Raw genomic sequence first — 24,575 nt, 5'->3', positions numbered from 1 at the left:
GCTACCCGGGCGGCGTGAGGATCAGCTGGCCGAGTTCCTGGGTGCATCGGGTGAGCGCGACGTAGAGGCCGTTCCAGCCGCGCGGTTCGGCGGCGATGCCCTGCGGGTCGACGAGGAGCGTCGCGTCCCACTCCAGTCCCTTGGACTGGGTCGCGGTGAGCACCGGCACGTCGCTCAGCACGGCCAGGAGTTCGCCGACGCGGTCGGCGGGGGCGATGACGCCGACCGTGCCGCCACGCCACCGTTGCCGCAGCTGTCGCACCGCCTCGACGGCGGCGCCGGCCAACTCGGCAGGCGTGACCGTGCGCTCCCAGGGCGCGATGCCGGCGGAGCGGACCGCCCGTGGCGGCGCGTTGTGGCTGCCAGCTCTCCGCAGAACCGGCTCGGTGAGGGCCATGACCTCACGCGGGGTCCGGTAGCAGATGGTCAGGGCCGCGGCGGTCCAGCGGTCCCCGAGAACGGCCCGCACCGCGTCTGCCCAACTGCGGTGCCGGTGTGCCGCCTCCGCCTGGTCGATGTCGCCGACCGCCGTGATGGAACGACTGGGACAGCGTCGTAGCAACATGTGCCACTGCATCTCGGACAGCTCCTGCGCCTCGTCGATGACGACGTGGCCGTACACCCAGCCGCGCTGCCGGCGAGCGCGGTCGGCGACGAACTCGCCCTGTGGTTGCGGGGCTTCGACCTCGCCCAGCAGGTCGGCGAGGACGTCGAGCAGGGGAATGTCGCTCGATGCCCACGGGGCCGGCTCGGCCGCCACGGCGGCGATCTCCTCCCTCGACAGCCGCGGGGCGAACCGGGCCAGCAGGGTGGTGTCGGTCAGGAGAGCACGCAGCAGGGTTTCGGCGTCGAGGGTGGGCCACCACGCCTCGACGAACCGGGCGATGCTGGCGCTTCCGGCGATCCGCGACCGGAGGTCGTCGATCTCCTCCTCGGAGAGCAGGCCGTCGACGTCACTGCCGCTGGCGGCCCGCCCGGGGTGGCGGTCGCGGGCCAGGTCCCGGTCGAAGCGGGCGAGGATGTCCTCGAAGCCCTCCTCCATCTCGTTCAACAGCGTCTCGCGCTGCTCGACGACGGCTTCGGCAAGGAGGTGGTGCAGCTGCTCGGCGAACACCGCGCGGGCCCGATGGTACGGGCGTCCCCGCACCGCCGAGGCGAGCGACTGCGCCACCGTCGGGGCGGGGAGGACGTAGAACTCGCCCTCCCAGCGCAGCTTCAGCTCCCGGGGCCGGGGAAGCAGCGACGCGACGTAGTTCTCCAGCGCGGGTTGCCAGAGGGCCCGGCCCTTGATCTCGGCGAGCTGCCGGCTCTCGTCGCGGCCCACGCGGATCTCCGGCAGCAGGGTGTCGCAGGTCGCCGAGACGACCGCGGTCTCACCGAGGGCGGGCAGCACCTGGGCGATGTACTCGAGGAACCGTGGCGAGGGGCCGAGGACCAGGACTGCCTGGTCGGCCATCTCCCGGCGGGCGAACAGCAGGTAGGCGACGCGGTGCAGGGCGACCACGGTCTTGCCGGTGCCCGGACCACCCTGAACGATCAACGGGCCGGTCGCGTCGGCCCGGATGATGTCGTCCTGTTCGCGTTGCAGGGTGGAGATCGCCGTGGACATGCGGCCGGTGCGCCGCTGGTCGAGAGCGGCCAGGAGCGCGCCCTCGCCGACCAGCTCCGCCGACACGGTTCCGTCCAGTGGCTCGTCGTCCACGCCGACGACGACCGCTCCCGTCGTCCGGATGTGCCGGCGCCGGGCCTGCCCCTGCGGGTCGACAGCCGTCGCGGTGTAGAACGGGCGAGCCGCGGCGGCACGCCAGTCCACAAGTAGTGGCTCACCGTCCTCGCGGTCGTCGCGCAGACCGATGCGGCCGACGTGTCGCACGGTGCCGTCGAGGCCGTCGAGGCGGCCGAAGACCAGCCCGTCCTGTGCCCGCCGTAGCTCTTCGTACTGCTGCCGGAGCATGCGCTGCCGGGCCGCTTCCACCGGGTCCCGGGTGTCTGCCGAGAGCTCGACCCGTAGGTGCTCGGCCAACCTGTCGCGCCGGGCCGTGGCCACGTCGAGGAACGCCTGCTCCTCGGCGACCGCGGATCGGCGGGTGACGTCCTCCGCGGCGGCGATCGACGGACTGCCCTCCGGTGTCGCCTCGCCCCTGCGGGCAGTGCCGTTGTACGGAGCAGAATCCCGGCGCATTCGCGAATCCCTGTACTGGTGGTCGGCTGGGCCCGGATGAGCCGCAGCGTATTTCCGGAGCGAGCATAGAGCTCCTTTCTCCCCGTTCGCCAAGGACTTTGTCGGCAGAGACGGGAATCTCAATGTCTTGCGGCACCGGCTCGCTTGTGGCCTCATTTAATCCGTATTCGATTATTGACAGTTCGGGCCTTATCTGATCTGCGCGCCGACACCCACATGGCTGGGCCGGTGCCGGTGCCGTGCTTCGGGGAGGGCGGCCGGACCCTGGGGGGCGCGCCGGTCGATCGATACGACTAGCATCCCCGGAGTGATCGAGGAGCTGATCGAGAAGGCGGCCGTCGACGACGAGGACGCCATCGAGGAACTGTCCGCGATCGCGGACACCGACCCGGGGAGACTGACTCCGTACCTCGGAAACCTGCTCGACCGGGACGTGCTGTTTCCGGCGAAACTGTACCGAGCTGCGGAGGCCGACCTGGTCCGCCGGATCATCGAGCGGATCGACGGCGGCACGACCCCGGACGACCTCAATGGGCTCCTCGTCATCCTGGCGCAGACCGCTCACCCGCTGGCCGAGGACGCTCTGCGTCGCTGGACGACACAACCGCCGGCCGGTGCCGAGGAGCTGCACCTCAGCGCGCTGCGCTACGCCGAGGAGGGCGGCTGGACGCTCGGCCCGGACGGCAGCCGCCGGGACCTGTGTGGCGGCATCGCGTACCAGTGGGTCATGCGCGAGACGCCGCGGCGCGCGGACGGGCCCACCTGTCCGTGGTGTGCGTCGCCGTTGTGGACCGCCGCGGACCTCGACACCGCGGACCCGGCCGTCCGCGCCGCGCTGGCCCACACGGGCTGGTCCGGCCGGCTGGTCATCGAAACCTGCCATTTCTGCTCCTGCTACGCGACGCTGTACAGCCAGGTCACGCCGGCCGGCACCACCACGTGGTGGCCCGGCAACACCCGTCCGCCCTACCTCGGGTCCACCGAGCCGGAGGACCCGCCGACGCTGGCGCCGGTCCCGGGCCCGGCCCGGAGGAGCCCCTACCAGGCCAGCGCGTGGGATCAGGGCGGCTCGACGTTGGGCGGCCGGCCCGACTGGATCCAGGACGCCGAGCACGCCGACTGCCCCGGTTGCGCCCAGCCGATGGACTACGTGGGCCTGGTCGGCGGCGCGGACCTGGACGAATACGGCGAGGGCGCCTACTACCTGCATCTGCACCAGCCGTGCGGGTTCGCCGCCGTGAACTACCAGCAGAGCTGAACCCCGTAGGCGCCTGCGGGTTCGCGGCGCACGGTGGGAGGCCCTCCGTCACATGGGACTCACCGCGCGCCGGCCAGGTGACTGTCGGTGCGCTGCTGGCGCACACCGCCGGGCTGATCGCCGAGGCGCCCGGCCCGTGGCGGGAACGAACCCCGGGCACGCTGCGACCCAACCTGCCCGACGTGCTCGGCGGCGAACCGCAGGTGCATCCGGCCGGACAGCGCCACCACTACTCCAACCCCGGCTATGCGCTGCTCGGCGCGCTGGTGCGGCGGGTTCGGGGTCAGGCGTGGGGCGAGGTGCTGCGACGCGAGGTGCTGGAGCCGCTCGCGATGACACGCACCACCCTGCTGCCCCCGGGTTGCCCCGCGGGGCCACGGGTGCTTCCGTTGATAATGGGCAGAACACCTGGCAGGTAGCCCCGTCGGGGTGCCGGCGGGTGACCGTCGCCCGGACGGGCTCGGCGTTGCGATACTCTCCAGGCGCCCACACCGGGGTCGAGTAATCCGCGTCCGTCGGCTCTCGCCGGTCGACAGGGCGCCCCAGATCCAGGGAGATACCGATGTCGGAGCCTGAGCCCGTCCACGACGACCACGAGGCGGATGCCGAAACCACGGCCGAGGCCGAGGCTGACCAGCCCGCCGCTCCCGCGAATCGGGCTGCCCGACGCGCGAAGGGCAAGGTCGCCTCACCCCAACCGCATGGGAAGGGGCAGCATTTCGGCGGCCGGGGTGGCTCCGTCCAGGGTCCGCGGCAGTGGGGTAACCGGCGAAGCGGCTGATCCGCGCGTGACGCGACCACCCACCGGGTACGGCTGCGTGCGCTGATCCTCGTAGTCAAACGCGAAGGTGCCCGCCTCGATGAGGTGGCCGACGCCCCCGGCGGGGACGTTCCACTCGCGGGCGATCGTCGCGGCGTACCACCGATCGAGCAGGGGATAGAAGATCGGCTGGTCGGGGCGGATCACCGCCGATCACCTCAGTTGCCGAAGACGTAGCAGCCGCGGAGGATGCTGACGGCGTCGTCCGAGTCGGGCCAGGCGATCACCGGCTGACCCTGGACGTGCAGGTCGGTGGGCCATCCGGTCCAGACCGGGTCGATGCTCAGCTCGGCCGCGACCTGCGGCGCCCCGCACTCGATCACGAAGTCCCACAGGTAGTCGGTGTCGAGCCGTTCCGGTGCCTCGCCGAGGCCGAGGCGGGCCAGGGCGCGCTGTTCGACAGGCAGAGGCTCACCCGTCGACGTCTCCGGCTTGTTACTGCTGTAGCGGCGGACGATCCGCCCGCGGGAGCCGACCAGCCATGCGTCACCGTCGCCCTGGCTGCCGAAGAAGTAGGCCTGTGCGTCGTCGTACCGGGAACTCAGCTCCTGGACCCACCCCTCAACCTGAGGCTCGTCGTCGGGATCACAACTCGGGCCGTAGACCACGGTCCACCCGTTGAGCAGCGGTGAGATGAAGACGTGCCGCCACGTACGTGAATCGTCGGGGCCGCCGTGGCCGAGGTGGGCGACGAGCGTCTCGCCCAATTCGTACGTGGCGGGCGCGGACCGGCTCAACCCGAGCACCCGCATGATGTCCCGCTGGTCACCGCCGCGGACGGCCAGCCACGCGTTGAAGCAGCCATCAATCGAGTGCGGCTGGTCGTAGGGGCGCTTGGTCTCGATGAGCCGCCGCAGCACGGCAAGATCGGCGGGGTCGAGCGCCCGCTCGCCGCCGAGGTGCAGCAGAGCGAGCAGCGCGGCCCGCCGAGCCCGTGCGGGGCCGTCGCGGCGGATCGCGCGCAGCTCCGGCAGCAGAGCGGCGTCCAGGCCGCCGAAGCCCCTGTCCGCCGCGTCGATCACCAGGTCCGCGAGATTCACGTCGGCAACGTTAGTCCCGGGGTGTGACGGGACGTCTCGTCCGTCGGTGTCGAACGCGCCCGGGCCGATCGGGCTCGCTGCTCGCGAGCCGGTGGTGGTCGAGAAGGAACCGCAGCAGTGGCAGGTCGTCCGGGCGCCTGTCGTACCGAGCTGCCCGGCACCGGCCCAGGCTCTCGCTCGCGGTCCGGCGGGACCAGCGGAGGATATCCCGGTCGTCGGTAAGCGGCAGATGTCAACGATCGAACGCACGGTATCGTCTCGATCGCTGATCGTGTCACGATCTGTGGACAGGCGTACGGCGCTGACCCCTCGGAGGTTCGATTGGCAGACACCCGACGGATCGACGAGTTGCAGAACAATGCCCGTTCCCTGCTCCTCTTCCGGGCCATCGCGGTGGCCCACAGTTACACGCAACGCGCCCAGACGGTCAGTCTGCTCATGTCACTTGTCGTCGCGAGTCTGGGCGTCGTGGCCAAAGTGGCACAACCCGCGCTACAGCCCGCTGCCTCGATCATCGGTGCGCTCTGGGCCGGCGTCTACGCCGTCGTCCTGGCCCCTCAGATCGGTCGTCACCTGCACATCAGCGCGACGTTGCAGGAGATGCTGGACACTGATCTGTTCGGTCTGCCGTGGAACGCGGTCCTGGTCGGTGAGCGACTGTCCGAGGACGAACTGAGCCGCCTCAGCCGGCGTTACCGCGGCGACGACGCGCGGCTGCGGGACTACTACCTGGTCGCGACAGTCGCCGCTCCGTACGACGTGCTCTTCTGTCTAGAGCAGAACCTGGCGTGGGGTTCGCGGGTCCGGCGACGCTTCGCCGCCGGCCTGCTCGGTGTCGTCGCGGTCTGGTGCGCGGTGGGCGTTGCCGTGGGCCTGCTGACCGAGAGCACGGTCGCGAGCCTGGTCAGCGTGTGGTTCGTACCATCGTTGGGTCTGCTGTTGGCCTGTTCCGACATGGCCCGCGCGCAGATCCTGACCACCCAGGACCGCACCCGGGTGCTCGGCCTGGTGCGCGCGGAGATGGAGTCGTCCCGCGCGAGCGCTGACGACCAGGCGTTCGTGGTGTTCGCCCGGCAGGTGCAGGATGTGTTGTTCGTCGCGCGCCGGCAGCAGCCGCGGATGCCGCAGTGGTTCTTCCGCCTCTTCCACGACGACGATCTGGCCGACTTCCGCTACAAGATGCAGGTGCTCGAGCAGCGGGTGGGCGTCAACTCCTAGTGTGCGCCGGCGCTCGCGGGCCTTTGCGCCTCTCGATAGGGTGACCAGGGTGCCTGCCGATGGAAAGGCCCTTCTCGCGACAGTTGTCGGCCCCAAGGCCGCCGACGCGTTGCAGGCCGCCGCGCGTTCCCGTCATCGGGAAGTCGACCTGGCCGAGCCCCTCTGGACGGCGGCGGGCCACACCGGGGCCGTGCTCGCCGCGGTGGTGGAGGTCTCCCCTCCTCCGGCTCCCCAGCGGCCCGACAAGTACATCGTCAAGGTGTGTCCCGCCGACGGGCTGCGGCGGGAGGGAGCCCGGCACCACGCCGCGTTGGCGCTCTCCACCGCCGACTTCGCCACTCGTCACCTGGTCGACGTGGCGGGCGCGCCGATCCTGCTCGACGACGGCGGCGAGCTGTTACTCCAGCGGATCGCGGACGACAATCTGGCGCGGTGCCGCACCATGTCCGGCAACGACCTCGACGAGTGCGTCCGGACCGCCACGCGGGTGGTGGCCGCGTTGTTGGGGGAGTGGACGGGCAAGGAGCACCTGCGTCTGGACACCCGCTCCGTCGCGGACTATCTCGCCAGGGAACTCGTCGACGAGGAACGCGTCAGCATCGAGGTGAGCGCGGACTGGATCGAGCCCGAAGGCGAGCCGGCACCGCTTCCCCTCGCCAGCCCGCTGGCGCTGTTGCGGGGGTCGGTCGGTGGTCGTGTGCAGTTCCTCGCCGGCTTCACCCATGGTGACCTGCACGAGGACAACGTCCTCGTGCCGCGCGTCGACGGTGTGGTCCGCCACGATGCCTTCCGCCTCGTCGACCTGACGACGTTCGACGAGGCCGGTCCGCTGAGCCGTGACCTCGCCATGTTGACGGTCTCGGCGGTCGCGCGTCGCCTCGGCGGGTGCTCGCCCACCGAGGCCGAGGCGCTGCTGCACTACGTCGTGGACCGCACGGCCGAACGTGCCGTCGGGGCTCCCGCCGGCCTGCGGGCCTACGTCGACGCCGTCCGGTACGCCGACCGTCCCCCGCTGGTGGCCGCCCAGTTCGACGAGAACTGGTCCGAACAGCTGCTGCTCTCGCTTGTCGCCGCCGCGATGCGGCACCTGTCCTTCGAAGACCTCGGTGAGGACGCGCGCTGGTGGTCGTTCCGGCTGGCAGCCCATGCGGCGACCGAGTTCCTGAGCAGGCGGGGCATCGCCGCCCCGGAGCGGGGACGTGCCGTCGGACGGGAGACGGTCACGGCCAACGCCGTCCCACCGGTTTCCGACCCTGAGACGAGCGCCGGTGTCCTACCCATCGACGACGGGTACCGCCGCTCGCTGATGGTGATCTCGCCCGAGGACGACCGGGACGACACGGTCGCGACCGCGACGCGCGCGTTCAACGCCATCGGGTACCACTGCGACGACGTCATTCGCCTCACCGACGCCGACCAGGTGCGCGAGCGGATCGGGGCGCGCCTCGCGGGCGGGGGCGCGTCGGACATCGTCGCCATCTACCTCGCCGGCACTGTCGAATCCCTCGACAACGCGCGGGGTGGCCCGTTCGTGCACACCTCTCGGTCCCGTCCCGGCAGCTCCATCGGCGCGCTGCCGCTCGCCGAGTTGTTGGAAGGGCTGTGGCCACGGCCCAGCTACGCACCGGTCTATACGCCGACGGCACAGCTCCTGCTGGTCCTGGACACGCGGGGCGCCGACGTCACCGTGGTGGTCCAGGCGGCCGTCAGGGATCGCGTGGCCACGAACTCCCTCTGCGTGGTCGCCGCCACCACACCTGCCGGTTCCGGCCGGTTCGCCGGGTTCCTGGCGACGGTGCTGAACGGCGTCGAGGTGGCGCCACGCGACGAGCCGTACCTGGATGTGCGGCAACTCGCCGAGCGGCTCCGGTCGGCCCTGCCACCCGGCAGCGCGGTGCAGACGGCCGAGGTGTCCGACGGCGGTCGCACCGTATGCCTGCCGAATCCCCGTCACCACCTCGTTGGTGTCGACCCGTTCGAGATGACGGTGTGGTGGGAGCCGACCGCACGGGCGAGTCGGGGCGCGGCCGCACCGCAGGCGTGGTTCTTCAGTGGACGCCACCGGCTGAACCAGCGGGTGGCACGCTGGATCGTCGACCCCGCCGACCCGGTGCTGGTGCTCACCGGTCCACCGGGCTCCGGTAAGAGCACCATCATGGCCCGCTTCGTGGTGGCGACGGTGCCCGACGTCAGGGAACACCTGAGAAGTCGACCGGAGCTGTTGCGGCCGGACGAGTCACCGCCCGCGGACTTCCGGTTCGTGCTCACCCTTCGCCTGACCGGCCGCACCTTCGAGCAGGTACGGGCCAGCCTCGCCGCCGTCGTGGAGGCGGAGGGCGGTGCACCGGCCGGGGTGATCGCCATCGACGGCCTGGACGAGGCGGACCAGCCGCACCGGATCGTCGCCGAGTTGCTGCGCCCGATGGCCCAGAAGGCGCGGGCCGGGGGCATCCGGCTGCTCGTGGCCACCCGCCGCCACCCGGTCGGCCACGACCCCGACGATCCCGGCGCACCGTGTGGCGACCTGATCACGGCCCTGACCAGCGATGGTGGTGAGGCCCTCGACATCGGCGAGTCACCCTGGCTGGAAGCCGGAGACATCGCCGAATACTGCGACCGTCTGTTGACCGTCGCCGTCAACGATCGCGGGCGCCCCAACATCTACGCCGCTCTGACCGGTGCCCGGCGCGTCCTCGCCCGGGCGATCGAGACCCAGGCGCGCCACTCGTTCCTGCTCGCGGCCCACGTCGCCCGCCGGCACACCCTCGACGACGCACCGGCCGACTCGCTGAGCCCGGCCTGGCGGCGGCAGTTTCCGCGCGGCATCGGCGACGCGATGCGTCAGGAGATCGAGGCGCTGTACGGCGTCGACGAGGCCGACCGGCAGCTCGCCCTCCTGCGTCCCCTCGCCTACGCCCAGGGCAGCGGACTGACCCGTGAACCGGCGGTGGGATCGGAGCTGTGGGCGGTGCTGGCGAGCCGGCTGGATCCGGACGGGCGTTCGTTCACCACCGCCGACGTCAGTGAGCTGCTCGCCCAGCGTATCGCCACCCACCTGGTCACCGGCGTCGACATCGGCGGCATCGCCACCTATCGGTTCCACCACGAGGCGCTGGCCGAGTCGTTCCTCGCCGGCCGTGCCGATCGTGTGGCGGCGCATCGGACGATCACCGAGGCTCTGCTCGACACGCTTGTCGCCGGTGGGTCGCGGGACTGGACGCGGGCGGGGGCGTACACGCGGCGTGCCCTACCGGCACACGCCCGCCTCGCCGGGACCCTCGACAGGCTCGCCGAGGATGCCCAGCTCCTGATGTACAGCGATCCCGACCGGCTGCACGAGGCCCTGGTGACCGCGGACTCGCCGCGGCTGGTCGCCATGAGCCGGCTGCTACGCCCGTACCTGCACCGTCTCCGGGCGGCCACCCCGCCGGGCCGCGGATTCCTGCTGTCCGTGGCGGCCACGGTGATGGACCGTCCCGGTCTGTCCGAGGCCCTGGCCGCCGCGGCGGGCCTACCGGTGACGGTTGCGCACGTCCGGGTCCGGCACGAGGCGCTGCGGCAGTCGATCGCGGAGGGCAGTCCCGTGCAGGCCCTGGACTGCGTCGTCGACCGGGACGACAATCCGCTCGTCGTGCTCGCCAACGGCCAGTTCCTCGACGTACGCGACCCGGAGTCCGGTGCGCTCGTGGAGACCGTGTTGTCGGGCAGCGCGGCCGTGACGTCCGTCGTCGGGTACGTCGACGAGGACGGCTTCCCGGTCGTGGGCGCGGCGGGTGGGGAGGGCGGGGTGCGGGTCTGGGATGCCACCACCCGCGCCCTGCGTGCGGAAAGCCCTGTGGACTTCCGGCGCGGAATGGTGCCGGGGCGGGGCCGCGACGGCTCGGTGTTTCTGGCGGGCTGGACCGAGGAGCAGGTGGTTGTGTGGCGTCCCGGCAGCGCCGAACCACCGCTGGTGCTGCCGGTGCGCTGGGAGGCGGGACGCCAGCCGATCACCGGGGTCGCGGTGACCTGTGACGCCGACGGCGCCGACCTGGTCGCGGTCGCCGCGGGCGGGCGGGTCACGGTGTGGGAGCCCGGCACGGGCCACGAACGGTACGCGGTCGATCTGGAGGACTCGTTCAATATCCAGATCGTGGCCCTGCAACCGGGAACGCCGGACGGCCGGGTGCTCATCACCACCGGCCTGGCGGAGCGGGTGGCCCTGTTGTGGAGGCCGTCGGCCGGCGCCTACCCCTGGCCGTGGTCGGAGGCTCCGGTCTGCGTCGCTGTCGACGCCGACACGGAACGTCCCACGATCGTCCTCGGATACCTGTCCGGTGCCGTCGACGCGTGGGACGGCGACGAGCGGAATCCCGCCCGGCGTTTGCTGGATGCCGGCCTGTCGGTGCACGCCGTGTACGTCGGCCCGCCCGGAGCCGCGCGGCCCGTGCTGGTCAGCATCGACAGGGTGGGCCGGGTCCGGCTGTGGGAGCGTGGCCGCGGACGCGACGCCGTGACCCTGACCGGCTCGGCCCCGCACGCGGTGGCGATGGGCTCGCTGCGGCAGGCCGGCCGCTACCTGGTCGTCGGTCGTAACGACGGTGCCGACCTGTGGCGGATCGACGAGGTCAGTCAGGACCCCGAGGCCGCGGACCTGCACGACGGTGACGCCGAGCGGATCGTGGTGGAGCCGGCCTCCGGCTACTTCGCGACGGTCGGCGACGACGGGCGGGTCAGTGTCTGGTCCACGCGCAGCGGGGGCGTCCTGGGGGCGCTGCCGATACCCACCGGTGCGCCGTTCGCCGCCGTCGGGTGGGCGGCCGGTGGCACGGGCCGGCTCGCCGTGACCACCTCGACGATGCTCCTTGTCACCGACCTGCGGCCGGGTGGCCGACCGCTGCTGGAACGGGAGATGGAGGCGCCGGGACGGATCGCCGTGCTCGACGACGAGGGGGCCGTGCTGCTGGCGGTGGCCGACCGGCACCGGGTGTGGTTGGTCGACCCGGAGTCGGGCGACATCGACGCCATCGAGACGCCGGAGACGGGGCCGGACGGCCAGCGGCTGTCGACAGCGGCCCGCAACGTGGTCAGCCTGACCTGGGTGACGTCCGGCGGCGCGTACCTGGTCGCGGGCACCCAGGGCGGTGTGCTGGCCCGCTGGTCGCGCCGCGACGGGTGCCGGCCGGAGGCGCTGACGCCACTGGCTGGTGACCTGGGCATCGTCCTGGTGACCACGGCGGTGCCGGGCGGCACCGGCAGCCGGGTGCTGGTGGGGGGTCACGCCGGCGTGCTGCGGATCTACGACACGCACGACGGCACCGAGGTCTTCGACCTGACCAGGGACGACTGCCGCGTGATCGGTGCCGCCGTGGCCGACACGGTGCCCCCGGTCGTGGTCACCGCCCATCTGTTCGACGAGAAGGCCGAGGTGCGGGTCTGGAACACGGCGAACGGCCGCCTGCTGCGGTCGGTCGTCCACCCCGCGCGGCGGGGTGACGTCTTCGTCGGCCCGCCGCAGGCCGGTCGTACGGCGGCCGGGCGGCCGTTCGTCGTCTACGTCGTCGAGGACGGCGTCGAGCTGTTGTGGCTGGACCACCCGGCCGGCGAGGAGGAGCCGGTGCGGTTGCTGCTGCCCTTCACGGTCCGGGACGTCGCCGCCCAGGACGGCCTGCTGTTCGTTGCCGGCGGTGGTGGTTTTCTGACCCTCGCCCTCGGTGCGTCGGCGGACGAGGAACGGTGAGCCGGCAGCTCACGCAGGTGTCTGGACGGCGACGTCACGCATCTCGACCCGGTCGGCAGTGTCGGTGCGCCACCCCGCCTACCTCGGTCAGTAGGGATATCCGGGGACGTTGAGCCGCACACCGTAGAGGCTGGAGTCGTTGCGTGGGCCCGAGGTGATGTAGAGGGTCTGCCGGTCGGCGCCACCGAAGGCCACGTTCGTCGTGCCGGTGGTGGCGGGCCGGATCGTGCCGAGCTGGGTGCCGGTGGGGGAGTAGACGTGGACCAGGGAATCGAAACCCGAGGTCCAGTACACGTTGCCGGCGCAGTCGATCGTCCCGCCGTCCGGACCGCCGATGTAGTTCACGAACACACTGCGGGCGCCGATGCTGCCGTCGGGCTGGACGGCGTACTTGTAGATCTTGTTCTCGCCGTAGGCGCCCACGTACAGGGCGCTGCCGTCGGGCGAGAGCGAGATGCCGTTGGGCTGGCGCAACCGGTCGTCCACGAGCGACACCTGACCGTTGGAGACGCGGAAGACGCTGGTGCGTCCGTTCATCTGGTCCGGGCGGTTGCCGCGCTGGAAGTTGGGGTCGGTGAAGTAGACGACGCCGTCGGAGCGGACCGCGACGTCGTTGGGCGAGTTGAACGCGCGGCCCTGGTAGTTCGCCGCGACGGTGCTGCGGGCCCGGTCGGCCAGTCGGTACGCGGAGACGCTGCGCTGGTCGTGGGTGGCCGCGATGATCTGTTGGCCGTCGGCGCTGAGGGCCAGGCCGTTGCTGCCGGCGTTGGCGATGAACGTGTCGAAGGTCGCCGGTGGGGTGAACCGGCGGATCGTCGACGGCTGGACGTTGTACGGGCCGCTGCCGGCGGCCATGTCGGACATCAGCAGGTAGCCGCCGTCGGCGACCCAGATCGGCCCTTCGAGGAACGAGAACCCGCCCTGGATCTTGGTGGCCGACACGGAGCTGGCTGGCAGCGGTGGGCCGTATCCGACGCCGGCCGGGCAGACCCCGGGTGGCGCCCCGGGGGGACCGGCGAGAGTGGAGTGAGCGCTAACATGAGCGGAGTCGACGGCTGTCGAGGGTGCCGCGGCGGCACCGGTGGCGAACGGCGCGGCGGTGGCCGCGAGGCACAGCCCGGCCAGTGCGGCAATTGTTGGACGCCAGGTCATCGAATACTCCAATCGACGCCGGCCGTTGCGGGGTCGGCGGTAGGAGGTCGCGGCGGCCGGCACGGAGCGGGTGCGGTCCGTCGATCTGTCACCAGGCAGCCTAGGTGACGAACGTGCGAGTCGCATCGGTTTCGTGCCGGTTAATTCGTCCAAGATTACAAAGACGCTGGTCAATGGGTAAAGCCTTCGTAAAATGTTCCCCCGGTCGTACCCACCGTCCAGATCGTTTGAACCGCCCCGCACCGTGGGTACGCTCCCATCCGCTGATCCCCCGATCGACGGAGACCTATCGTGATCATGGCTTTGCTGCTCGACCTCGCCAACATCGTCGGCGGCTTCCTGCTCGCCGTCGCGGTGCTGCGGCTGCTGCCCCGGGTCGGCGACGACCTGGGCCGCCTCGCCGGACGGGCCGCCCCGATCGCGTGGGTGGTCGGCCTCGTGGCGCTGGTGACCGGCGGCTATTACCTCATCGTGCACCTGGTGTCCGGCCCCCGGGTGTTCCACTTCGAGGTGGTGGGGATCGGCGTCGGGCTCGCCCTGTTGTGGGACCGGCTGACCGGCCGGCCGGCACCACGCGACGAGCAGGCGACCGGGGCGACCGGAGCGACAGGACTCCGCCTGTTGCTCGCGATCTTCGGACTCATCGCGATCGTCGTCGGCATCCAGGGGCTCTTCACCCCGGACGGCTGACCGAGCCGCCCGCCCCGGTCCCACCGCGCCGGCCTCGACGATCGCGGTCTGCGGTCGGGGTTGGCGTCGGTGGGTTCAGCCCGCGTCGTCGGTCGTGGCCTCTCCGGTGGGCGGCCGCTGGGAGGGGCGGCGGAATGCCTCCTCCCGGGCCGGTGCCGCCTGCTGGCCCCGATCGGTCGACCGGGCCGCGGGCTGCGACGGCATCCGGGGCGACTCGCCGGTCTCGGTGACCAGGCGCTCGGTCTCCTGCACCAGATAGTGCGGTCGGCGCTTGGTCTCGTAGTAGATCCGGCCGATATACTCCCCGATCACACCCAGGATGGTCATCTGGATGCCGCCGAGCCCGATCACGCTGACGATGATCGTGGTGTAACCGGGGACGTCGATGCCCTTCTCGATGGCGTCCGCGACCACCCAGGCCATGTAGACAAGTGCGATGAGGGTGAGGAACATGCCGCCGTAGATCGCCAGACGCAGGGGTCGGTTGTTGAACGACAGCAGGCCGTCGAAGGCGTAGTTGAACAGCTTGCCGAACGTCCACCTGCTGCGCCCCGTCTGGCGGGCCTCGTTGCGGTGGGCCACCACCACCGTGCGGAAACCGATCCAGGAGAACAGCCCCTTGGAGAACCTGTTGTATTCCGGCATCGCCAGGATGGCGTCCACCGCGAGGCGGGACAGCAGCCGGAAGTCACCCGCCCCGTCCTGTAGGCGCACGTCGATCCACCAGTTGATCATCCGGTAGAAGGACCGCGAGGCGACCATGCGCACGAACCGGTCACCGTGCCGGTCCCGGCGGGCGATCACCTGGTCGAAGCCCTGCCGGTACAGCGCCACCATCTCGGGCAGCAACCGTGGCGGGTGTTGCAGGTCGGCGTCCATGATGACGACCGCGTCGCCGGTGGCCCGTTGCAGGCCGGCGAGCATCGCCGCCTCCTTGCCGAAGTTGCGGCTCAGCGACGTGTAGCAGACCGCCGGGTCGGCGGCGGCGAGCCGGCGCAGCGCATCGAGGGTGCCGTCCTCGCTGCCGTCGTCGACGTACACCACCTCGACATCCAGGTCCGACAGGTCGGCGAGCGTGGCCGTGACGGTCTCGTGCAACCGCTCCACCGACGATTCCTCGTTGAAGCAGGGCACCACGATGGACAACCGCATCCTGCTCACCGGGCCCGGCCCGGCACCGGGCATCCGCCGCCGACGCCCGCGGCGCGTGCCCGCTCAGAGGCGGTAGAGCAGCGTGCCATCGAGATCCTCCCGGGTGATGCCCAGCCCGTCGATGGGCCGGGCCGCGATGCCCTCCCACGGAGTCCCCGCGGTGCGGTCCGGCAGGGCGACCACCGACCGCACGCCGATCCCCCGCAGGTACGCCACGCTGCCCTGGTCGGGGAACGACGCCACCGCCGCCCGCGTCTGTGCCTGGCTGACCGGCTCGAACCCGGCCAGCCCGTTGGTCACCCGGGGGAACCCGTCGGTCGTCCACAGCATGTACGTCAGATCGCCCACACCGCCGGCGGGCAGCACCAGGATCGGATCCTGTGCGGCCCCCATCGCGGCCGGTGGCGGGGCCACGGTCGGGTGGGGTGTCCGGTTGACGCCCTCCAGGGTGACCAGGGCCAGCGGCACCAGCAGGACCAGCGGCATGACGAGCCGCGTCCAGCGGCGGGCCGAGGTCTGGCTCGACGACTCGGCCAGCGCCGTCACCGCTCCGGCGGCCAGCAGCGCCAGCAACAGGCTGGTCCAGTGCATCATCCGGCCCGGTGTGCGCAGCGCGTCCCAGCCCGGCAGGAGCGTGGACAGCGTCAGATAGCCCGGGTCGCCGTCGCCACCGAGGGTCGAGCCCAGGCCCAGCAGCACCGTGCCGAGCACGCCGAGGCCCAGCGCGATCCGGTGCCGGCCCGCGTACACCGAGACGAACAGGCCCGCCGCGGCCAGAGCGATCACCGTCAGCCCTGGCAGCAGCGCCATCTCCGGCGGCCAGGACAGCTGCTCGCGTGCGGCGGCGTGCCGCTCACCCCACAACCAGGAGTCCGCTGGTGCGGTCACGAACCCGATCAGCGGAGGGGAGAACATCCTGGTCCACTCCAGCCCACGCTCGGCCTGGGGATTGATGTCGACAACGCGCAGGTAGACCAGGCCCAGCAACAGCGTCACCGCACCGAACACGGCCCCACCGGCCAGGTCCGTGAGCAGCAACCGCCGACCGAACGGCGGGCGCTCCCGCTTTCGCCACCAGGACCACCCGTAGCAGCCCGCCGCCACCAGCACCGCGGCCAGCAGGAAATACACGAGGGGCAGCCCGATGCCGAAACCCAGCGTGACCTGCCAGGCGGCGACGAGCCACCCGGCCAGCGCCCAGCCGGGCCGCCGTCGCTCCGGCCGGTAACCGTGGCGCAGCGACCAGCCATGACCACGGGCCAGCATCGCCAGGGACAGCGCGATCCCCCCGCTGGACAGGATGTTGAGATGACCGGCGTGGGCCAACCGCCAGGGCGCGAACGCCCACGCGATCCCGGCGACCGCGCCGCCCCACCGGTTCGCGCCGAGCTGCCGCGCCAGCACGTACGCCCCGAAGGCCGCCAGCGCGTGCAGCAGCACGTACAGCACGTTGTAGCGGATCAGGGCGGCCTCGAAGCCGGAACCGATCATCCCGACCGGGGCGTACCCGAGCAGGGTGTCGCTGTAGGCGTACGTGTACTTCTCGGGGAAGAAGGTGTTCGAGTGCCAGAGGCCGGCCGGATCGCTCAGGAGAGCATGCCCGGACCAGGCGACCTGCCACGCCTGCAACGTCGGGTCACCGACGTCGTTGGGGATCGTGCTCGCCGGATGCCGCATCGTCGGCCAGGTCAGCAGCACGGACAGCAGCAGGCTGCCCAGTGCGGCCAGGATCCATTCGGGGCGGGCCCAGCGCCACCGATCCCATCCGGTCGGCGTCCGGTCGTCGGACGTCTGGTCGGGGATCGCGTTCTCGGCGGTCGGTGCGGCGCCGGTGGACCGGGTATTCACGGGATAGATCCTCTCCGATGCTGGGGACCTTGTCCATCAGCTGTCCACGGCGTGGCCGCACGCGGTGACGTGGGTAGGGCGGGTCTCATTTAACCCTGTCGGGCGGCGTTGGTGGGCAGGCACGTCCCGCGTGTGCAGCCCCTTCGGTGTCCTGCTGGCCGGCGTCGACGAGTTGACGGGAGACGCACGGCGCGGTGACGCGGGGATCAGTCGTTGAACACCAGGACCCAGTCGGCGACACAGGCCGGCTTGGTCTCGCCCTCGATCTCCACCCGCATCCGCACCACCACGCGGGCGCCGGCGGCCATCCGGCGGGCCTCCAGGAGGGTCGCGACGCCGCGCACCCGTGCGTCGACCGGGACCGGGGCGCGCATGCGCACCTTGTCCAACCCGGCGTTGATGACCAGGCGGACGCTGTCGACCTGCACCAACTCGGACAGGAAGGTGAGGCAGAGCGAGAGCGTGAGCATGCCGTGCGCGACGGTGGTCCCGAACGGACTCTCTGCCGCCGCCCGCGTCTGGTCGACGTGGATCCACTGGTGGTCGCCTGTCGCGTCGGCGAACGCGTTGATCCTGGCCTGGTCGACGAGGTGCCATCCGGTGGTGCCGAGCGGCTGGCCGGTGTGCTCCAGCAGGGCGTCGATGGTGTCGTATCGGCTCACCGTGTCCACCTTTCCGGCGACGACGGCCCATCCGCAACCCCACGTGTCGATATTGGCGGCGGAACATCGACCGCCCGGCCGGCGGCAACGACCGGCGAGGTCGTTCGCCGTCGTCGGCGTGCTGCCTATCCCTGCCAGGATGTGGTTGCGCCACGGCGAGGTCGCAATACTTCGAGTCATGAACGCGAGAGGACAGCTCGGCGACTTTCTCCAGGCCCGACGCTCCCAGCTCACGCCGGAGGACGCGGGCGTGGTGACGTACGGCGACCGGCGTCGCGTGCGAGGGTTGCGCCGGGAGGAACTGGCCCTGCTGGCCGGGGTGAGCGCTTCGTACTATTCGCGGTTGGAGCAGGGGCAGGCCGTCAACGCCTCACCCGAGGTTCTTGAGGCGCTGGCCCGTGCACTACAGCTCGACGAGGCGGAACGTCGCCACCTGGGCGAGCTCGCGGCCGGGACCCGCCGTCGGCCCCCGGTCCGGCGTCCGCCGCCGGAGCGGCTGAGCCCTGCGGTGCGCCAGCTCGTCGCGACGCTCGGTGACGTGCCCGTGGTGGTGCTCGGTCGTCGTGCCGACGTGCTGGCCTGGAACGTCGGGGGGCATTCCCTGTTCGCCGGTCACCTGGACGACAAGCTCCCGGAGCGGCCGGACCAGGGGCCGAACATGGCCCGGCTGGTGTTTCTGGACGCCCACACCCGCGACCTGTACGTGGACTGGCCCGCCAAGGCCCGCGCGGTGGTGGCGACGCTGCGGATGGTCTCCGGGCAGCACCCGAACGACCCGTTGCTGGCCGCGCTGGTGGGGGAGCTGACGGTGCGGAGCCCGGAGTTCGGTGCCATGTGGGCTGACCACCGGGTCAAGGCCGGCGGCGGCAGCGTCTACGAGATGCGCCACCCGTTGGTCGGCACGATGGCCGTGACCCAGCAGGCCCTGCGGACCGAGGACGGTCAGACGGTCGTCGTCGCCACGACCGAACCCGGTTCGGCGTCGCACGCCGCGATGACGTTGCTCCTGCACGGCGCCGTCACCTCCCGCGCCGGCACTCGGCAGTCGCCGGCGATGCGCGAATAGCGCCCTTTTCCCATCGGCTCGAAACGAGGTGCTCCGCAAGGAGCGCCGGACCCTTCGCGCCCGTACCAGCCGAATTTCATCGGCTTTCTGAAAGGAACAGAAATGCGCAGGAGAATGATGACCCTCGCAGTGGCTCTCGCGGCGGTCGGGGTCGGCGTCGTGGCGGTTCCACCGTTGGGCGTCGCCCAGGTCGGGACGGCCCGGGCAACCGCCGTCGAACCCGCCGGGTCGTCGGCCGCGCCGCTGCCCTCGCGGATCGCGGTCCACTTCGATCTGGCGAACGGGCAGATGCCCGAGAACATCGCGCTGGCCCCGGACGGCACCGCGTACGTCACCTTCGCGGCCGCCCGTCAGGTTGCCGCCGTCAGCCCGTCCGGTGCGACGCGGATCCTGGCGACCATGCCCGCGCCGGCCGACGGCGGCGTCAACACGCCGGTGCTGACGTTCGCGCTGACCACCGGCATCGTCCGGATGACCGACGGCACCCTCTACTTCCTCTACGCCAGCGGCGACGCCGCCACCACCGGCCTCTACCGGCTGCGCCCCGGCCGAGCCCCGCAGCGCATCGCCGCCCTGCCGGCTGCCGGACTGCCCAACGGCCTGGCGTTCGACGCGGCAGCGAGCCGGTTCTACCTCACCGACTCGGTGCTCGGCACGATCTCGACGGTCCCCCTGCGGGGCGGCCGCGCCGAGGTGTGGTCCTCGGCACCAGAACTCGCCTCGACCGGCTTCCTCGGCGCCAACGGCATCAAGGTGCGCCCCGACGCGATCTGGGCGACGAACCTCGACCGGGGAACGTTGCTGCGCATCCCGCTGCGGCACAGCCGTCCCGGACCCGTCCGGGTGGTGGCGAGCGGCCTCGTCGGCATCGACGACTTCACCTTCGTCGGCACCGGCGACCACCAGGTCGTCGCCGCCCTCAACGGGCCGAACACGCTTGTGGGCATCGACGCGGCCGGCCGTTCACGAACGCTGATGAGCGCCGCCGACGGGCTACAGAACCCGACCTCGGTGGCCGTCCGTGGCCGCACCCTCTACGTGCTCAGTGCCGCGTACACCACAGGTGCCGACCCCAACCTGGCGCTGGCCACCCTGCCGCGCCGCTGACCCGTCACCCTCCAGGAGATCCCCTTGCACGAGATCAAGATCGGTGACGTCAGTGTCACCCGCGTCGAGGAGACGCACGGCCCGATCATGCCGACCGGTGCCTTCTTTCCCACCATCCCGTCCGATGCCTGGCGTACGGACCGGGATCTGCTGACCCCGGACCACCTCGGCGCGGACGACGACCTCGTGCACGTCGCCATGCAGAGCTGGCTGCTGCGCAGTGCGGGCCGCACCATCCTCGTCGACACCGGCGTGGGTAACGACAAGGTCCGGCCCGCCGTCGAACCCTGGCACCGGCAGCAGGTGGACTACCTGGGCCGGCTCGCCGAGGCGGGGGTCCGGCCCGAGGATGTCGACCTGGTGGTCAACACCCACCTGCACGTCGACCACGTCGGCTGGAACACCCGGCTCGTCGACGGCTGGTGGTTGCCGACGTTCCCGAACGCCACCTACCTGATGCCGGCGGTCGACTTCCACCACTGGAACCCCGCGAACAACCCCGGCATCGCCGGCAGCGTCAACGAGAACGCGTACGACGACAGCATCGCCCCTGTGCACGCCAACGGTCAGGTCCACCTGTGGGAGGACTCCTACCTGATCGACGAGAACCTGCGCCTGGAAGCGGCGCCGGGGCACACACCCGGCCATGCCGTCATCACCCTGCGGTCGGGCGGCGAGCGGGCGCTGTTCGCCGGCGACATCGTGCACACTCCGTTGCAGTTGCACCAGCACGACCACAGCAGCTGCTTCTGCGAGGATCCGACGCAGGCCGCGCGGACCCGACGACGCCTGCTCGACTGGGCGGCCGACACCAACGCGCTGGTGTTGCCGGCGCATTTCAGCGGTCACTCCGCCCTTGAGATCGAACGGCGTGGTGGGTCGTACACCGTCAAGCAGTGGGGTCAGTTCCCCCGTTACTGAACGCCCGGATTGCCCGCCGCCGTCGCACGACGGCGGCGGGCGCTCGTGCGCCGGGGCTTTCCCGTCACCGGGTCGGGTCGGTGGTCGCGGGGCGCCAGGCCAGCCAGCCACGGCAGAGCACGTAGGCCGTCGCGACGACGGCGACCAGTCCGAGGTCGATGAAACCCGCCAGGCGCGCCTCGGCGACGTCTCCGATCGTCATGCCGAACACCACAAGGGCGGTCTTGCCGGCGAGCAGGATCTCCCAGACGCCCGCCGACTGGCGTGGCCTGAACGCGAGCAGGACGAAGAGCGCGGCGAAGATGGCGAAGCTGGAGACTCGCCAACCCTCGACGAACAGCCGGTCGTCGGGAGCGTTGAGAGTCATGAGGAGGCCGTTGACGAACGCCCCGACGGTGGCGAGCGCGGCGACGGCCGCGAACCCGCGACCGATGCGATCGGCCAGGGGGGCGGGGACGGTGGTGACGATGCGGGAAGCGGTCGCGGTGGTCATGAGAACTCCATCTCTGCGCTACGGACTTGAACTTACATCCGTTAACTTACGCGCTCACCTAACGCCTGTAAAGTCAGGGGCGATGGCGGGCGGAAGTCGTCGGCCATACGCTGGCACCGCTAGAAGGACGTGGAGTTCCGCACCTCATCGGGCGGGGCGACCCGCTCCGTCGCGACTCTCAGGGCTGGGCAGTGCATGCGCGTCATTCCGGGTAGGACTCCGAAGTACATGGTCATCCGCGACGACCTGATCAGACGGATCGGCAGTGGTGAGTTCGCTCCCGGCGACGCCCTGCCCGGCCAGCGGCACCTGAGCGAGGAGTACGGCGTCAGCCTCATGACGTTGCGGCAGGCTCTGGACGAGCTGTGCGGTCGGGGGGTGGTGGAGCAGCTTCCCGGCAAGGGCACCTACGTCCGGCCGATGCCGGTCCCGTACTCGATGGGCAACCTGCGCAGCCTCGCCGACGACCTGCGTGCGCACGGCATCGAGGTGCTGACCCGGGTGCTCGGCCGCGAGATCGTCGCGGTGCCGGACGAGATCGCCGCGCGGTTGGGGGTCCCCGCGGGCGACAAGGTGCTCAGGCTGGAGCGGGTCCGGGTCGTCCGGGGCGCGCCGCTGATCCATCAGTTGTCCTATGTTCCGCAGCCCTTCGGCGACCGGATCAGGAACGTCGACTTCGAGAGGCACGAGTTGTACGCCGTGCTCGCCGAACGGGCCGGCGCGGCGGCCGTGCGGGCCGAGGAGACGATCTCGCCAGTGCTCATGCCCGAGCGCGTCGGCGCCCTGCTCGGCCTGCCCGAAGGTGTCCCGGCCATGCGCAGCGAGCGGATCACCCGCGACGCCGACCGGCGCACGCTTGTCGTCGACGTCGCCATCCTGGCGGGCAACAGTGTCGTGATCATGAATATTCGCGAGGTCAGCGGCCAGCAGGTCAGCTACGCGGTCGGCGGCGCCGCACCGGCCTGACATCATCCGCGGGGGTACGCCCCGCGGAGCGCAGCAAAACTGTTCTAGAACTATCGCGCAACAGGTCTAGAACTCCACCCGGACCCCTGCTATAAAAAGGTGTCGTTCTAGAACTGTTAGGGGATGTGTCGTGGACCAGCTCTCACGCTCCACCCGCCCGGACACCCGGGCCGACCCCCGTCGACCTTCGGGACTGCGCAGGTTCGGCGACTACGGCGGACGCTTCGTTCCCGAGTCGCTCGTGCCGGCCTGTGCCGCCGTCGAACGCGCCTTCACGCAGGCGTGGGAGGATCCGCAGTTCCGGGGCGAATTGAACCGCCTGCTCTCCGTCTACGTCGGTCGGCCGACGCCACTGACTCCGGCGGCGCGCCTCTCCGCGGAGTTGGGCATCGACCTGCTGCTCAAGCGGGAGGACCTCACCCACACCGGCTCCCACAAAATCAACAACGTGCTGGGTCAGGCGCTGCTGGCGCGGCGGATGGGCAAGCGGCGACTGATCGCCGAGACCGGCGCGGGCCAACACGGCGTGGCCACCGCCACCGCCGGGGCACTGCTCGGCATGCCGACCACCGTCCTGATGGGCGAGAAGGACACCGAGCGGCAGCGGCTCAACGTCTTCCGGATGAAGATGCTGGGTGCCGAGGTGGTGCCGGTGACCTCCGGCAGCCGCACCCTCAAGGACGCCTGCAGCGAGGCTCTGCGGCACTGGGTCACCTGCGTCGACGACACCTACTACTGCCTCGGCTCGGTGCTGGGCCCGCACCCGTACCCCTGGATGGTCCGGCAGTTCCAGCGGGTCATCGGTGACGAGGCCCGCGCGCAGTGCGCGGCCGACCTCGTCACCGGCACCCCCGACTACGTCGTGGCCTGCGTCGGCGGCGGGTCCAACGCGGCCGGCACGTTCGCCGGCTTCGTCGACACGCCGGCCCGCCTGGTCGGCGTCGAGGCGGCCGGCGGCGCCGCCATCAGCGCCGGCACCCCCGGTGTGCTGCACGGCTTCCGCTCCCTGGTGCTCCAGGACGAGCACGGGCAGATCCGCGAGGCTCACTCGATCGCGGCGGGCCTGGACTACCCGGGTGTCGGGCCGGAACACGCGCACCTGGCCGAGTCGGGCCGGGCCAGCTACGTGACAGTGGACGACGCCGAGGTGGTGGCCGCCACCCACCGGCTGGCCCGCGCCGAGGGCATCCTCTGCGCGCTGGAATCCGCCCACGCGGTCGCCTGGGTGATCCGCGCCGCCGGCGATGGCACGATCCCCCCGGGTTCGACGGTGCTGCTCACCCTCTCCGGTCGGGGCGACAAGGACATGGCGACCCTGATGGAGCTGTCGTGAACGCACTGGAAACCCGGGCCCGCGCGGCCAGGGCCGCGGGCCGCAAGCTGCTCGTGCCGTACGTGACCGGCGGCGTCACCGAGAACTGGACCGACCTGTTGCGGGCCGCCGTGGACGCGGGCGCCGACGCCATCGAGATCGGCCTCCCGTTCTCCGACCCCACCCTGGACGGACCGGTCGTGCAGGAGTCGTCGTATCGGGCCCTGCGGCGGGGCACCACCACCCGCCAGATCCTCGACGAGGTCGCCCGGCTGGCGCTTCCCGTGCCGCTTGTCGCGTTCACCTACGCCAACCTGGTCCTGCACGACGGCGCCGACCGGTTCTGCGCCGCGCTCGCCGACGCCGGGGTGGGCGGCCTGATCGTGCCGGACCTGCCCGTGGACGAGGTGGATCCGGTCGCCGCCGCGGCGGACACCCTGCTCGACCTCGTGTTGCTCGCCTCCCCGGTGACCGCGCCGCAGCGCCGCGCCGAGATCGCCACGCGCAGCCGGGGCTTCGTCTACGCGGTGAGTGTCATGGCGACCACCGGCGAGCGGTCGACGTTGGGCGAGGCCGGCGAGCAACTGGTGACGTCGCTGCGCCAGGCCACGGACCTGCCCGTGGTCCTCGGCTTCGGCATCTCCGGTCCGCGGCAGGCGGCGGAGGCCGGTGGGTACGCCGACGGCGTGGTGGTGGGCTCGGCGCTCATGCGTCGTGTGCTCGACGGGGCCGAGGCGGGAGAGATCTGCGGCTTCCTGACCCAGCTCCGGACGGCGCTGGACACGACCGCCGCGTGACGACCCGCGCACCGGGACGTGCGAACGACTCCCGTTGCCCGATGGTCGGTGGATGAAGGCGGCAACCTGGCGGGTGGTGGGGCGGACACGTCCCGGCCCCAGGGTTCTGGCGGACATCAGATGTATCGGGCTCTGGAGTGCCCTCGGTCGGCTCTGTCCGGCACCCCGACCC

At 71.3% G+C, this 24,575-nt stretch carries 19 protein-coding genes; 11 read left to right on the top strand and 8 right to left on the bottom strand.

All coding sequences use genetic code 11. From position 1 onward, the window contains the following. Position 1: 1 nt before the first annotated feature. The gene (locus ACGFIW_RS24485) at positions 2-2,182 is read right to left on the bottom strand and encodes a HelD family protein (protein WP_393319916.1); all 2,181 of its coding nucleotides are present in this window, start codon (positions 2,180-2,182) and stop codon (positions 2-4) included. Positions 2,183-2,489: 307 nt separating this feature from the next. Here ACGFIW_RS24485 and ACGFIW_RS24480 point away from each other — a divergent pair, with 307 nt between their 5' ends. Together ACGFIW_RS24480 and ACGFIW_RS24475 are read left to right on the top strand one after the other, a co-directional pair. Next, on the top strand, positions 2,490-3,440 hold the full coding sequence (locus ACGFIW_RS24480) for a hypothetical protein (RefSeq protein ID WP_393319914.1): 951 nt from the start codon (positions 2,490-2,492) through the stop codon (positions 3,438-3,440). After that, positions 3,404-3,859, top strand: a complete 456-nt coding sequence (locus ACGFIW_RS24475; protein WP_393319911.1) for a serine hydrolase domain-containing protein — start codon at positions 3,404-3,406, stop codon at positions 3,857-3,859. Before ACGFIW_RS24480 ends, ACGFIW_RS24475 begins: the two co-directional genes overlap by 37 nt. Before the next feature lie 269 nt (positions 3,860-4,128). On the opposite strand, the gene ACGFIW_RS24470 is transcribed toward ACGFIW_RS24475, so the two are convergent. Both ACGFIW_RS24470 and ACGFIW_RS24465 read right to left on the bottom strand, forming a co-directional pair. Beyond that, positions 4,129-4,407 (bottom strand): hypothetical protein, encoded by a 279-nt coding sequence (locus tag ACGFIW_RS24470; protein ID WP_393319908.1) that lies wholly within the window; start codon positions 4,405-4,407, stop codon positions 4,129-4,131. Between the two features lie 11 nt (positions 4,408-4,418). Then, the gene (locus ACGFIW_RS24465; RefSeq protein WP_393319905.1) at positions 4,419-5,300 is read right to left on the bottom strand and encodes an alpha/beta fold hydrolase; all 882 of its coding nucleotides are present in this window, start codon (positions 5,298-5,300) and stop codon (positions 4,419-4,421) included. 321 nt (positions 5,301-5,621) lie between these two features. Here ACGFIW_RS24465 and ACGFIW_RS24460 point away from each other — a divergent pair, with 321 nt between their 5' ends. Together ACGFIW_RS24460 and ACGFIW_RS24455 are read left to right on the top strand one after the other, a co-directional pair. Then, positions 5,622-6,518, top strand: coding sequence for an S-4TM family putative pore-forming effector (locus ACGFIW_RS24460; protein ID WP_393319902.1), 897 nt, complete (start codon positions 5,622-5,624; stop codon positions 6,516-6,518). A gap of 49 nt (positions 6,519-6,567) precedes the next feature. After that, positions 6,568-12,237 carry a hypothetical protein gene (locus tag ACGFIW_RS24455; protein WP_393319899.1) on the top strand — a complete coding sequence of 1,890 codons (5,670 nt, stop codon included), beginning with the start codon at positions 6,568-6,570 and terminating at the stop codon, positions 12,235-12,237. 87 nt (positions 12,238-12,324) lie between these two features. Here ACGFIW_RS24455 and ACGFIW_RS24450 read toward each other — a convergent pair whose 3' ends face one another. Then, the gene (locus tag ACGFIW_RS24450; RefSeq protein ID WP_393319895.1) at positions 12,325-13,179 is read right to left on the bottom strand and encodes an SMP-30/gluconolactonase/LRE family protein; all 855 of its coding nucleotides are present in this window, start codon (positions 13,177-13,179) and stop codon (positions 12,325-12,327) included. 507 nt (positions 13,180-13,686) lie between these two features. Between ACGFIW_RS24450 and ACGFIW_RS24445 the strand changes: the two genes are divergently transcribed. Continuing rightward, positions 13,687-14,079: a hypothetical protein gene (locus tag ACGFIW_RS24445; RefSeq protein ID WP_393320121.1), complete on the top strand. Its 393-nt coding sequence runs from the start codon at positions 13,687-13,689 to the stop codon at positions 14,077-14,079. Between the two features lie 75 nt (positions 14,080-14,154). Here ACGFIW_RS24445 and ACGFIW_RS24440 read toward each other — a convergent pair whose 3' ends face one another. The 3 genes from ACGFIW_RS24440 to ACGFIW_RS24430 form a co-directional block, all read right to left on the bottom strand. After that, entirely contained in the window at positions 14,155-15,240 is a 1,086-nt protein-coding gene (locus tag ACGFIW_RS24440; protein ID WP_393319892.1) for a glycosyltransferase family 2 protein, read from the bottom strand. A 54-nt stretch (positions 15,241-15,294) separates the two neighbouring features. Continuing rightward, positions 15,295-17,034, bottom strand: a complete 1,740-nt coding sequence (locus tag ACGFIW_RS24435; RefSeq protein WP_393320118.1) for a hypothetical protein — start codon at positions 17,032-17,034, stop codon at positions 15,295-15,297. 251 nt (positions 17,035-17,285) lie between these two features. After that, positions 17,286-17,741, bottom strand: coding sequence for a MaoC family dehydratase (locus tag ACGFIW_RS24430; protein WP_393319889.1), 456 nt, complete (start codon positions 17,739-17,741; stop codon positions 17,286-17,288). Between the two features lie 178 nt (positions 17,742-17,919). Here ACGFIW_RS24430 and ACGFIW_RS24425 point away from each other — a divergent pair, with 178 nt between their 5' ends. The 3 genes from ACGFIW_RS24425 to ACGFIW_RS24415 all read left to right on the top strand — a co-directional run bounded on the left by ACGFIW_RS24425 (position 17,920) and on the right by ACGFIW_RS24415 (position 20,835). Next, positions 17,920-18,807, top strand: a complete 888-nt coding sequence (locus ACGFIW_RS24425) for a helix-turn-helix transcriptional regulator (protein ID WP_393319886.1) — start codon at positions 17,920-17,922, stop codon at positions 18,805-18,807. A gap of 102 nt (positions 18,808-18,909) precedes the next feature. Then, the gene (locus tag ACGFIW_RS24420) at positions 18,910-19,914 is read left to right on the top strand and encodes a hypothetical protein (RefSeq protein ID WP_393319883.1); all 1,005 of its coding nucleotides are present in this window, start codon (positions 18,910-18,912) and stop codon (positions 19,912-19,914) included. A gap of 24 nt (positions 19,915-19,938) precedes the next feature. After that, positions 19,939-20,835, top strand: a complete 897-nt coding sequence (locus ACGFIW_RS24415; protein ID WP_393319881.1) for an MBL fold metallo-hydrolase — start codon at positions 19,939-19,941, stop codon at positions 20,833-20,835. Between the two features lie 64 nt (positions 20,836-20,899). Here the strand turns inward: ACGFIW_RS24415 and ACGFIW_RS24410 are convergent, their stop codons facing one another. Continuing rightward, entirely contained in the window at positions 20,900-21,328 is a 429-nt protein-coding gene (locus tag ACGFIW_RS24410) for a hypothetical protein (RefSeq protein WP_393319879.1), read from the bottom strand. 195 nt (positions 21,329-21,523) lie between these two features. On the opposite strand from ACGFIW_RS24410, the gene ACGFIW_RS24405 reads away from it, so the two are divergent. The 3 genes from ACGFIW_RS24405 to trpA all read left to right on the top strand — a co-directional run bounded on the left by ACGFIW_RS24405 (position 21,524) and on the right by trpA (position 24,403). Then, positions 21,524-22,294 carry a GntR family transcriptional regulator gene (locus tag ACGFIW_RS24405; protein ID WP_393319876.1) on the top strand — a complete coding sequence of 257 codons (771 nt, stop codon included), beginning with the start codon at positions 21,524-21,526 and terminating at the stop codon, positions 22,292-22,294. 130 nt (positions 22,295-22,424) lie between these two features. Then, on the top strand, positions 22,425-23,627 hold the full coding sequence (trpB, locus tag ACGFIW_RS24400; protein ID WP_393319873.1) for a tryptophan synthase subunit beta: 1,203 nt from the start codon (positions 22,425-22,427) through the stop codon (positions 23,625-23,627). After that, positions 23,624-24,403: a tryptophan synthase subunit alpha gene (trpA, locus tag ACGFIW_RS24395; RefSeq protein WP_393319870.1), complete on the top strand. Its 780-nt coding sequence runs from the start codon at positions 23,624-23,626 to the stop codon at positions 24,401-24,403. Before trpB ends, trpA begins: the two co-directional genes overlap by 4 nt. Positions 24,404-24,575 lie beyond the last annotated feature (172 nt).

The sequence above is a fragment of the Micromonospora sp. NPDC048935 genome, assembly GCF_043197875.1.
Lineage (GTDB): Bacteria > Actinomycetota > Actinomycetes > Mycobacteriales > Micromonosporaceae > Micromonospora.
Note: the sequence above shows the minus strand (reverse complement) of the source record. Positions and strands in the feature narration are given on the sequence as shown.

Excerpts from the sequence above, each read along its gene's own strand:
- ACGFIW_RS24485 (WP_393319916.1), bottom strand. The coding sequence starts at position 2,182 with ATGCGCCGGGATTCTGCTCCGTACAACGGCACTGCCCGCAGGGGCGAG.
- ACGFIW_RS24445 (WP_393320121.1), top strand. The coding sequence starts at position 13,687 with ATGGCTTTGCTGCTCGACCTCGCCAACATCGTCGGCGGCTTCCTGCTC.
- ACGFIW_RS24425 (WP_393319886.1), top strand. The coding sequence starts at position 17,920 with ATGAACGCGAGAGGACAGCTCGGCGACTTTCTCCAGGCCCGACGCTCC.
- ACGFIW_RS24420 (WP_393319883.1), top strand. The coding sequence starts at position 18,910 with ATGCGCAGGAGAATGATGACCCTCGCAGTGGCTCTCGCGGCGGTCGGG.
- ACGFIW_RS24410 (WP_393319879.1), bottom strand. The coding sequence starts at position 21,328 with ATGACCACCGCGACCGCTTCCCGCATCGTCACCACCGTCCCCGCCCCC.
- ACGFIW_RS24405 (WP_393319876.1), top strand. The coding sequence starts at position 21,524 with ATGCGCGTCATTCCGGGTAGGACTCCGAAGTACATGGTCATCCGCGAC.